Raw genomic sequence first — 12,524 nt, 5'->3', positions numbered from 1 at the left:
TCATTATTTACATCAGCAACCGCAATCCGTGGCCCTTCTTTTGAAAGCATATGCGGGATAAATGGCTGAACGTCAAAATCCACAAAATCATTTTCCTGATGTTTCCAGTTGAGGTTTATATCGGCAGTAATATCTTTAAAAACAGGTTTGGGAGCAGGGAAGAATTTACCATATTCGAAATGACCTTTCGCATTCTTTTGATCGGCAACAAATAGCTGGTCGCTTTTCACATTTTTAATGAGCTGCCAGGTTTGATTTGGCCAAACGATCAATAGGCTATCTACCTTTTTTTGATCATTCAAACCAAAATGGAGCTTTGGCTCAACCGACGACTGGAAGCCCCTGGTGAGCATGAGCTGCTCATATTGCATTTGCCCATTGCAAAAAACATATGCTTTTGCACCGATGCCGAAGCGGTTATCCTGGCTGCCTGTAAATTTCACGCTGAGGTAATGGTTGCCGGACGATGTGTTTTTATAGATGCATGCCGGGTGGTTTAAGGCATTTACCACGAGGGAAAGTTTACCATCATTATTCAAATCGGCATATGCAGCACCGTTTGATAACATCGTATCCCTTATACCCCATGCCTCACTTTTATCAACAAACTTTTCGCTTTTTGTCCCTTTAAATACATAGTTGTGGGTTGCGCCTGTGGGCATTTTGTTGACGGCCAGGTCATCGATCCCATGGCCGGTTTGTAAAGCGCCCTGTACCGACAGGTTAGAAATAAAACTTATAAAATCCATATCTGTGGGCCGTCGTTTGATGCCGTTAGCGACAAAAAGATCTTTGTTCCCGTCGTTATCAAAGTCAGCAAGCAGGGGGCTCCAGCTCCAATCGGTCGCGGCTACCCCATCCATTAAAGCCACTTCGCTGAATGCCTGGGCATTACCCAGATTTTTTTGCAGGCAATTTCGCGAATATTGATATTGAAAACCGCCGTCCACGATCTTATATTTATACTGATCAAAGGACTCATCCCCCATATATGATTTTAGGATATTTTCCTCTGGCGGAAGCATATCTGCGGTAATAATATCCAGCTGACCGTCATTATTAAAATCGGCTATATCATTCCCCATGCTAAACCTGCTGTAATGATTAAAATGTTTAGCGCCTGATTCGGTAAATGTCCCGTCGTGATTATTGATGTAGTAATAATCATTTTCATGAAAATCATTACCAACATAAATATCTTCCCAGCCATCGTTATTTAAATCAGCAATACCCAGACCCAGGCCATAGCCCAGGGCGCTGCTATAGATCCCTGCCTTTAATGTTACATCTTCAAAATGTCCTTTTTGATTTAAAAACAGCCTGCTGCCGGCCAGTTTATTTACTTTCCTGCGTAAACTGGTATCGCCATAAGTATCAACGGAATGATTAGATTGATTCAACAAAAAACAATCCAGCTGTCCGTCATGGTTATAGTCGAAAAAGGCTGCCTGGGTGGAAAATCCTGAAAAATCAAGCCCATAAGCAGCCGAACTTTCGGTAAACGTACCATCGTGGTTATTGATATAGAGCATATTATGCCCTTTAAAACCTAATTTACCTGAAACCGCACATACATAAATATCCAGGTACCCATCATTATTTACGTCGGCCATCGTTACGCCTGTGCACCAGTCGGCTATGCCGGCCACACCGGCTTTATCCGTTATATCTTCAAACTGGTAATTACCTTTGTTTAAATAGAGTTTATTGCCCCCTTTTTTGTTCGACGTAAAAAAAATATCGGGTAAACCATCGTTATTGATGTCGCCGATGGCTACACCGCCACCGTTGTAAAAATACAAGTAATTTAAAATGCCAGGTGTATCGGTATCACTTAATGTATTGCTAAAATTTATTTTTGTTTGAGTTGAATCAAGCAATTGAAAAACGGGGGTCTCCGCCTGCCGTTTTTCACAAGAACATAAGCCGCATAAAAAGATCAATAGCACTATTGCGACAAAATAAAATATCCTGTATGTTAATATTTTTCCAGGGGAGTAAGGTATCATTCAAAAAGCTTTTGAAGCAATCTATTTTAGTGGAAAACAAACTAAATGAAAGGTATTTCCAATCCGCTTTTCTGCTACACTAATCTAAATATTTCAGGGTTTATAAAGTCATAAAACTATTAAATATCTACCAGTAAAACAAGCTATGAGATGGTAAAAAACACACATAAACAATATCCTGAGCCACATTAATAGATTTTTTTACTTATTTTCGGATCCATTCTATTTTTAAACCCAAATGAAAAAAAAAGTTATTTTAATTTCCATATTGCTATTGGTGATATTGCTATTTTTTTTTCCTTTTACACAACAACAATCCGTATCAGTTAAAGCCTCATTTTTTAATGCCTACCAGCAATTAGCCGTCGGAGAAAACTGGATTCAATGGAGAAATGATTTAAGAGCAGCGAACTCTTCAGATAAAACAAAAGTTATTTGTAAACAACACTTAAACAATTTTGTGATCAGTTATGGTGATAATTCATTAAGCGTGAATACCATCAACGGCTATACGTTTAGTATTGCTGAACAAAATTCAAATGAATACAGCTATACACTGATCCCGGAGAAAGCGACAAATATTACTACTGTTATGGTAACAGAAAAAACAAACGGATTGAAACTACTGCTGGAATTGATTACCAATCACAATATTTCTCAAAACCACATCGCTGACTTTAAGAATTTCATGGAAGATCCGGATTTATATTATGGATATAAAATCATCAAAAAAAGGGTTACAGATACCTGTATCATCGTCTTAAAAAAAGCAGTATTGTCAAAAAATAAATTCAATGAAGCAGCAAAAACACTTGGCACATTAAAACAATTCATTTATGCCAAAGGGCTTCAACAAACGCAGCCATTGATTGCCCAATTTTTCCCAAAAAACAACGACTCAACGCACGTCAATATTGGTCTGCCGATCAATAAAAAAACAACTACGAACAAGCTGATCAGTTTTATGGAGATGCCTGCAAGCGGCAGCATTTACACGGTAAGATTTCATGGTAAATTTGCAGATCGGCTTAAAGTATATGCAGCAGTTCGACGATATTTCAACGATAGGAATTTGGCTATGCCGATTTTACCATTTGAAACCTACCTCGACAACAAGCTTCCTGAAAATGATTTGGATATTATCAATATCCAAATCAATTTCACTACTTATTAACATGTTGAAATAATTGTAAAGCATCATTATTACGGGCTACAATAATTTGTTGCCCGTTTTTTGTATGCACGAATTTAATATCACGCACCTCTCCTTTAATAAATAAGCCAGTTTTTGTTGGGGCCAAATATTCGAAACTATGCCGCCGATTTCCTAATAGTGTAACACCATAGCTGGCATCATACCTACCTACTTCGGGTTTTAAACCATAAAAATTACCGCCTAAAAACAAATCCTTTATCCCATCATTGTTGATATCCGTTACCAAAATACTGAATACTGGTGAAAATTGTGCCCTGACCGGCAATGGCTGGATAGTAAAACTACTGTTGCCTTTGTTATAAAAAACACAGGACTGTGTTTGTTCAACCATTAATACCAAAGCTTTTTCCAACTGTTCTGGCGTAAAAATATCGTCGATACCCTTTCCTGCATAAGCATCGTAGCGTAAGAATTTCTTTTTTAAAATAGGAATCTGTTTAATTATATCATCGTGAAGGTTAAAGGGGTAGGCTTTACCGTCGGTTTTGTAATAGACAGGGACGCATTCCGTTTGTCCGTTTTCGTCAAAATCAGCCACATATAGTTTTGCCGGGTGCTGGGCATCGGCTTTAATTTTTGAATTAAGGCCACTATTGCCAGCTATTAAATCCAATTTTCCATCACCGTTAAGGTCAGCCACTGTCAAGCAGTTCCACCAGCCTGAAGAGTTTGCGATTTCACCTGTTTTTTTAAGCTGGCCATTCACATATTTAAGTATTGTAACCGGCATCCAATCGCCTACTACCACTAAAGCGTTGTGGCCTGAACCGTCAATATCGGCCCATTGGGCATCAGTCACCATCCCTAGTTTTAGTAAGTCGGGCGCTAAAGAAGCGGTAACATCGGTAAAATTTCCATGTCCATCGTTTCGCAATAATTTACTGGAAGGTATCAGGCCATATGAACCAGGAACACTACGGGCGCCAATAAATAAATCGTCGTTATTCGGATTAAGCCTGACACAGGAAGCATTGATAGAAATAATTGGCCAACCATTAAATTTGCGCGAAAAATTCCCTTTGCCGTCATTAACATACAATCGGGCAAAAAGATCCTGAGAGCCTTCCTTTTCCTGATTTCCTCCTGACACAACCACAAGGTCTTTTCTCCCTGTATGTGATGCATCAAAAAACAAGGCCCCAATATCTTCACTGTTCTTATCCCGTTCAAAAGCAAATTGTTTATTTCGAATGAATGAACCGTTAGGTTGCTGCAAAAAAAGCTTAGCTGTATCACCGGTAGCCCCTCCCATAAAAAAATCTTCGAGGCCATCACCATTTACATCAGCTACAGCCAATTTAGGGCCTTCCGTTGAGAGCATTTTCGGAATAAGCCGCTGCTCGTCAAAGTCTTTATAATCGTTCTCTTTATGATAAATATCACCCTTAAGCGCTGTTGCAGTGATATTAGAGTAATAAGGCTTAACGGCTTTTACTGCCGGAATATATTTTAAACGGGCATCAGCTTGTTTCAAAATGAGCTTAGTATTGGTACTGATATTTTTAAGCAATTGCATTTTCATATCCGACCAAATCACTCTTAAACTATCAATTTTTTTATATTCTCCGGTTCCAAAATTTAATACAGGTTCACTGCTGCTTTCAAAACCACGGGTGGGTTGCTGCTCTAAAAGCTGCTCCATGCCGTGAGTATAGATCGTTACCTTCGCACCGATACCAAATGTATTCATACCGCTGCCCTTTAAAACAACCTTCAAATAATGTGCGTGCGTACGTTCTGAGGTCATATTCCGATAAACAAATGCTTCACCATTTTCGTTATTGACCACCAGATCCATATCGCCGTCGCCATCAAGGTCTCCGTAGGCGGCGCCATTGCTGAAGCTGGGTTTCGATAAACCGAGCGCTTCGGATTGGTTTTTAAACATTAGATTTTTTTGATTGACAAAGCCATAACTACTGATCGGTGTAGAAGGCATTTTGCCTAAAAAAAACTTACTGTTAAAACCTCCGTGCTTAACTTCATTCAGGACTTCACCACTGCTGAAATAAGTTAAAAAATCCTGATTTGTAAGGTCCTTGCTGATGCCGTTAGTTACAAAAATATCTTTCCACCCATCATTGTTGAAATCAAAAATAACTGCTCCCCAACTCCAATCCGTAGCATTAACGCCGGCTAAATCAGCGATTTCGCTAAAAGTACCGTCCCCATTATTCAATTGTAAACAGTTCTTCGTAAACTGATGATGAAAATCACCTTTCAATTTAGCGTTATAAATATCAAATTCGTCAAACTTCGTCGTGGTTTTTAAACGAAAATCATTTTCAGGCAACATATCTGTTGTAAAAACATCTAAATAGCCATCATTATTAATATCAGCCAAATCAGACCCCATCGAGGACTGGCTCATATGACCTAATGCCTCGTCACCAACTTCTTTAAAGGTGCCATTATGCTGATTTTTGTAGAGGTAATCACGTTCAAAGAAATCATTTGAGACATACATATCGTCCCAGCCACTATTGTACAAATCACCTGCAGCCACCCCCAGGCCAAAGCCTATCTCACTGCCGTAAATACCAGCCTCAGCACTAACATCCACATATTTCCCATGGTCATTTCTATAGAGACGATCACCATTTAAAGGATCACGCTGATTACGCAGTTCACGATTATACCCAAAACTCTCAATGGGCCTGTAACTATTATTTAACACAAAACAATCCAGATCGCCATCATGGTCATAATCAAAAAAGATAGCTTGGGTACCTAAGCCTTTATCTGCCAGGCCATATTTTGCGGCTTCTTCTTTAAATGTTCCATCCTTTTGATTTATGTACAATTCATTCGTTCTATCAGCATTACCCAATCCACCACTATTGCTGATATAAATATCCAGCCAGCCATCACCATTGATGTCTACCATGGTTACCCCGGTATGCCACCTGTGATAAGCATTTAATCCTGATTTAGCAGTTACATCTTCAAATTTCCAATTCCCTTTGTTGATATAGAGCTTACACTTGCCCTGGTTGGAAGTAAAAAAAATATCCGGCCGGCCATCATTGTTCACGTCGCCAATAGCAACACCGCCACCGTTATAAAAATTACGGAAGTTAAAATCGTTGAATTCCCCGTCATCCTTTACTTTATTATTAAAATCTATACCTGTTTGAGATGATGGCTGTAGCTGAAATAAAGCATTCCTGGCGTCCAATTCATTTTTCCTATTGCAGGAGCAGCAAAAAATAAAGAAAATAAAATATAATGGCTTTATGTATTCTAACTTCATATTGTTTAGTAAATGTAAAAACTAAAATGGAGTGGTAAAACTACCACTCCATTAATTATATTCTGCAATCAATTACTGATCGATCAATAACCTGGGTTTTGGTGCAGGTTAGGATTTGAGATTAACTCAGGTGACGGTATTGGGAATACAAATGTATGGGTATCACCATCATCTACCTTCGCAGGGGTACGGGCACCTGTAAAGTAATGCGTTCCGGTTGCAACCTGGTAGCGGATCAGGTCATTCCTTCTCCAACCTTCCCAACCTAATTCTCTGCTGCGTTCATCAAGCAAATTTGGAAGCGTTACATCTTCACTTGTCCAGGCAGCGGCACCAGCACGCGCGCGTACTGTGTTAACATTCACAAGCGCTGTAGCTGCGTCTCCGTTTTGCAGGGACGCTTCTGCCAGCATCAGGTAAGCATCCGCTAAACGGAATATAACCATATCATTGCTCTGACCGCCAGAAGTCCCAGCTTCAGGATGATATTTAATGTTGCGGGCACCTTTCATACGGAAAAGGCCGGAAGCATCAGATAATGACGTAATGTTCGGATCAAAGATCACAGGTAAGTTAGCCTGAGGATCCTGAAGTGGTGTTAAGCCATCAGCCGCATATTGCTGTCCAACCAAATATTGCGCTTTACGTGCATCAGCAGGATCAGTATATTTATTTAAAACATCTGCTGTAGAACAGAAACCGTTCCATGGCTGTCCTGTTAACCCAAAAGTAAGGTTTGAGGAATAGTGGAGGGTTTGCATTTCCCAGTTATTACCGCCGATATTAACTTTATCAAAAGGAACTACAAATATATTTTCTGATGAACCGTCGTTATTGGTTGAAAAATTATCAAAATAATTAGGTTGTAAAATATATTTACCAGAATTAATTACCTGATTCAAAGCAGTAATGGCTTTAGTCCACTGCGGTGTGCCGGTATAAACCTGTGCATTCAAATATAATTTGGCCAGTAACATATAACCAGCATATTGCGTAACCCTACCATAGGTAGTTTTATCAACATTGGTAGCTAATAATGGTACGTTAGTAGTTAATTCACTTTCTAAAAATGTATAAACATCTTTACGGGCTACTTGTATAACCTTACTTGGATCTGTATTATAATCAGTTACGAGGGGAATGTCACCGAACATATCCGTCAATTGAAAAAAGAAATAGGCGCGCAAAACTTTAAGCTCAGCCACAATTGAGCCATAGTTTGAAGGTTTAGCTGCCAAACCGTTCAAAATACTCAAAGTAAAGTTCACCTTTCCAATTCCATTATTCAAGTCGCTCCATCCGCCGTCAACAAAAACATCCGGTTTAAATTTATGCAACCATAAACCTTGCCACTGACCGCCATCATACCAGTCGCCACCGCGTGTCGGCACAATTACTTCGTCAGAGGTAATTTCATTCATTTGATTAACGTTACCATCCGGAATATTCTGCAAAGCAATATAAGCAGGAGCTACACCGGCAGCAATCTGATCGGGAGTTTGGTAAAAATTATTTACCGGTACCACACTGTACGTATTCTGTTTAAGTTTAGTACAGGATTCGGTAATACTGCCCGCCAAAAATATTGCGCAGACAGTAATATAAATTCTTTTTCTTTTCATCACTGTTTTATTTAAGTAATAACAATTATTTCAATGAAACATTTACACCCAGTGTTATCGTTCTAACTCTTGGGTAATAGGCCTGGCCGCCGTAATTAGCGTCAATATAAGCCTGGTTACTGGAACCATTAAGGTTGTTGCCGAATAAAACATTCCCACCCGATGAGTTTTCAGTTTTATTTTCAGGGTCAAGACCTCTGTACTTAGTTATAATCAGCAAATTGTTTGACGAAATAAAAACACGCAAAGAATTTGCAAAGCTAAGGTTCTTAAAGGCATAGCTTAAAGTAGCATTATCTACGCGCAAAAATGATGCGTCTTCCAACCATTTATCAGAAGATACCGGAGCATCTTTTATTCCATTGGTAAGTGCTTCTTTAGTCACGTTGTTTCCAGGTAAACGGGTGATAGTTTCCACATCAAGTAATGTGTTATTGAAAACTTTCTGTCCGGATACACCTCTTAACGCAAAGTTAAAGTTCCAGTTCCCATAATCGAAGTTATTTGTCATACCATAAGTAAACTTCGGAGCCGGGTCGATATAATGACCGGACGGGCTGGCATTCTGCGCAATCGTTTTGCCATCAAATGTTTGGTTTCCAGAAGCATCTGTACCGGTATAGTGCGGCAGATAGAAGACATATGGACTGTAGCCCGGTTTTAAGAATGTAATAGGGTTAGAACTTAATCCACGGCCCACAGCGTATCCTACCGGAATTTGAGGAGCGGTTAATGGATAGGTTTGTCCTGCGTAAGAATATACGCCGGATAAATTAGTAACTGTTGTTTTAACAAATGTAATTTGTGCATTGGTGGTCCAGTTAAATTTAGGCCCTTTTACAATTTGTCCGGTCAGTGCTATTTCAAGACCCTTGTTGGTTAATGAACCTACGTTGGCCAGAATAGATGGATATACAAATGGTGGCGTAGGTACAGTATAGTTAAATAACAAATTGCTGGTTAAATCATTAAAGTAGTTAACGTCACCGGTTAAACGCCCTTTGAACAATGAAAAGTCAAGGCCAATATTACGACCTTTCCTTTGTTCCCATTTCAACAGCGGGTTAGCATTTTGGTTGGTTGAATAAGCGTTCGGGTACGTACCAGTGGCAGCGTTATAATAACTACCAACAGGACCAACGGTTTCCAGCGTGGTGGTTGTACCAATAGCATCAGAGTTACCAGTGATACCATAACCAGCTCTGATTTTTATATCATCAATCCAATCCACGTTAGACAGCAGGTCGTTCTTGAAACGGTAAGCTGCTGCAAACGAAGGGAAATACCCGCGTTGATTTGCTGTACCAAATTTTGATGACCCGTCCTGACGGATGGTAGCGGTTAAATAAATCCGGCTATCATAATTATAAGTGGCACGCGCAAAAAACGAAATCAGCAGATACTCCTGCTTATACGAATAGATTTTATTAAACAATGAATTGCCTGCACTTAAATTATTATCCTGTTGATCCGGCGTAATATATTCCTGGCCAAGTGCTCTGAAATTATCATACAGATAGTCATTATATTCGTAACCACCCAATAAAGTCAAAGTACTTTTGCCAAAGGTTTTATCATAGTTGATATGGATATTTCCTTTGTAAGAATTCGTGTTTTCTTGTGCCTGACCAGCCTGATTTACATTTCCTTCAAGCGGAAAAGAAGGTATAAAGCCGTGAGTTTGAACGTTGTTACGAGTGATCGATCCTACAACACCAACCTTCAAAGCATTCGTGATACTGTAATCTGCTGAACCATTGATCAGTGTAAGATATTCATAAGCACGAAAAACAGATTGCTGCATATGCTCAACAGGGTTAGCCTGGTTGAAATCACTGTATGCATAGTATGTTCCATCAGGATTGGTGATAGGATAAGTTGGCGGCGTATTATAAATATAGCTGAAGTTGCTATAATCGATAAAACTACGCGTGGTACTTACATTTTGTATTCCAGCCTTGATATCAAGTTTATCGTTTAACGCTTTCTCTTCAGCGCTGAAACGCAAACCTAATTGTTTTTTATCTGTGTTGATAACAATACCCTGTTGATCTGCATAATTCACAGATCCAATGAAATTAAATTCATTTGAACCTCCGGATATCGATACGTTATGACGATGCTCGTACGCTGTACGGGTTATAGCTTTTTGCCAATCGGTATTTGCACCATGATCTAAAGCACCGAGGGCTGGAACAGCAGCGCGCAATTGATTGGAATTAAGCAAGTCATAATACTTACTTTGAGTACTGGTACCAGCCAGTCCGTCGTAAGAAATAGTTGTACGACCTGCAGAACCTTTTCTGGTAGTCACAATAATTACACCGTTGGCACCACGTGAACCGTAAATAGCCGATGCAGATGCATCTTTTAAAACGTCATATGACGCGATATCATCTGGAGGGATATTTTGAAATTGACTTGGATCATCCAAAACAATACCATCAACTACAAATAATGGCGACAATCCACCCGCAAGTGATGACTGGCCGCGCAAGCGAACAGATGCGCTCTGGTTAGGGTCACCACCTGGTTGTGTGATCACCAAACCTGCTATCTTACCAGATAACTGGTCAACCGGGTTAATAATCGCGCCCTGGTTAAAGCTTTTAGCTGAAATGCTGGCAACCGCGCCCGAAAGATCTTTCTTACGTGCCGAGCCATAACCGATGCTCACTACCGTTACTTCATTTAACGAAGTGGAGCTAGCTTCAAGGGTGATGTTTAAAGTGCCGCCTGTAATTGCAACTTCTTTGCGGTCATAACCGATGTAAGTAACTATAACAGTTGTTGCCGCTGACGTCACTGTTAATTTAAAATTACCGTTAACGTCGGTAATAGCACCTGCCGTTGTGCCTTTTGCAAGAACAGATGCCCCTGTTATAGGCGACCCATCCTTTGAGTCGGTTACTTTACCTGAAATCGTTTTATTCTGCGCCATTGCAGGCACGATAAAAAAACAGAATAAGGCAAGTAAACTTACTTTAAGTAAATTTTTAAATTGCATAAAATTGATTTTGAAGGTTTACTGGGTTGATTAAAATAATCATAAAATAATTGTTTGTTTTTGTTAGATTTTCTCATGCCTGTTATCTCATAACAGTATACATGTTCTTTTGGGTTACTTTTCTTTAGGGTAGTACAATATTAATTTAGAATCCATGGTTAATTAAGTTTATTATCTTGGTTTAATCTTTTTTATAAAATTTAGCAACAAAAAATTTAATAGGGTAAACCCTACTTCAATCAGTTTTCCGGCTGAATTCAATTAATAAAACAGGTTATGTTTTACAGGTCAAAAAATTGGTTTGTTTAATAGTATTTAGGGTTAGCCCATATTACCATCTATACAAAGTAACAGGGTCTTTACAGCATTACCTATTTGTTTACTAAAAATTTCAGAAAATATAGACTTTTAAAAACTCAATTATCTGTATATCAATATATTAAAAAACAAAAGGCAGTGAAAAATATAAACTTAATTTAACCTTTTTGTGTATTAATTTAACAGAACATGATATTTATACATCTACAGAATCCCAAGGAAAAAATGTCGTTTTGAAAGCAGAAAACGGGTGAAAACTTAGAATTTAACAGGCTGTTAGAAGAAAAAAAAACGTTATTGCTTATTGACCAGGTCGACCGCTTTTATGTCCATTATTTTATGATCAAACTGATCGCTTGGGACAAGCGCTTTAGCTTTTATCCGCATTTTGTAAACATAGATCGTATTAACAGAGTACTCCAGGATGTTAGCAATTGTTTCGTTATCGTTGATCCCTAAACGCATCAGGGCAAATATGCGCAAGTCTGTATTTAATACCTCATTGTCCTTTGGCCAGATCTGGTCTTCTTTCTTAAAAAGAGAGTTGAAAGTATTGATAAAGTTGGGGAATATCTTCAGAAAAACGTGGTCAAATGTATAGAACAGGGTATCTCTCTCCTTTTTTATATTTATTTCATTTATCGATACCAACATATCCTCGTATTTTTTGGTTGCCAGCTTACGCTCAATGCCTCTTTTAAGTTTTTCCAGTTTTAAAATATAACCGGAAATCACATTGAAAAAATAACCGATATACTCTTCTTTGATATGTGTGTCTTCAATAAGCCTTTCGTTTATTTTCTCGAGCTCATCATTCTTGTCCGCAATTATCTTCTCTTTTACTTTTACTCTTTTTAATTGAATAAACACAATAAATGAAACCAGAGCAATTACGATAGCAAAAACCGTTATGGACAAGAAATAAACCAGGAATCTATTTTTTTCGTTCTCAGCCTGCAGGCTTTTCTTATCAGCCAATAATATTTTTTGTGCAGCGATGATAGGTAAAACTGCGCCAATTTGTATTTTTCGGAGCCTTGCCCCATAAAATTGGGCATCATCCATTGCCTGTTCAATAAAGGTATAGGCATCTTCAACG

At 38.7% G+C, this 12,524-nt stretch carries 6 protein-coding genes; 1 reads left to right on the top strand and 5 read right to left on the bottom strand.

The features are described from left to right. The coding region (locus tag QZY09_RS07685; RefSeq protein ID WP_295670541.1) for a CRTAC1 family protein at positions 1-2,009 on the bottom strand (2,009 nt) is incomplete at its 3' end. Positions 2,010-2,247: 238 nt separating this feature from the next. Between QZY09_RS07685 and QZY09_RS07680 the strand changes: the two genes are divergently transcribed. Beyond that, on the top strand, positions 2,248-3,183 hold the full coding sequence (locus QZY09_RS07680; protein ID WP_295670538.1) for a hypothetical protein: 936 nt from the start codon (positions 2,248-2,250) through the stop codon (positions 3,181-3,183). Here the strand turns inward: QZY09_RS07680 and QZY09_RS07675 are convergent. The 4 genes from QZY09_RS07675 to QZY09_RS07660 form a co-directional block, all read right to left on the bottom strand. Continuing rightward, positions 3,173-6,478, bottom strand: a complete 3,306-nt coding sequence (locus tag QZY09_RS07675; protein ID WP_295670535.1) for a VCBS repeat-containing protein — start codon at positions 6,476-6,478, stop codon at positions 3,173-3,175. The two genes, QZY09_RS07680 and QZY09_RS07675, sit on opposite strands and share 11 nt — an antisense overlap. An 83-nt stretch (positions 6,479-6,561) precedes the next feature. After that, positions 6,562-8,100: a RagB/SusD family nutrient uptake outer membrane protein gene (locus QZY09_RS07670; RefSeq protein ID WP_295670533.1), complete on the bottom strand. Its 1,539-nt coding sequence runs from the start codon at positions 8,098-8,100 to the stop codon at positions 6,562-6,564. Between the two features lie 25 nt (positions 8,101-8,125). Then, a complete protein-coding gene (locus QZY09_RS07665; RefSeq protein WP_295670530.1) occupies positions 8,126-11,107 on the bottom strand; it encodes a SusC/RagA family TonB-linked outer membrane protein in 2,982 nt (993 codons plus the stop codon). A 612-nt stretch (positions 11,108-11,719) separates the two neighbouring features. After that, positions 11,720-12,524, bottom strand: an 805-nt coding sequence (locus QZY09_RS07660) for a DUF6377 domain-containing protein (RefSeq protein ID WP_295670527.1), incomplete at its 5' end; no start/stop codon positions are given.

It is taken from the genome of uncultured Mucilaginibacter sp., assembly GCF_903913935.1.
Classification (GTDB): Bacteria; Bacteroidota; Bacteroidia; order Sphingobacteriales; family Sphingobacteriaceae; genus Mucilaginibacter.
Note: the sequence above shows the minus strand (reverse complement) of the source record. Positions and strands in the feature narration are given on the sequence as shown.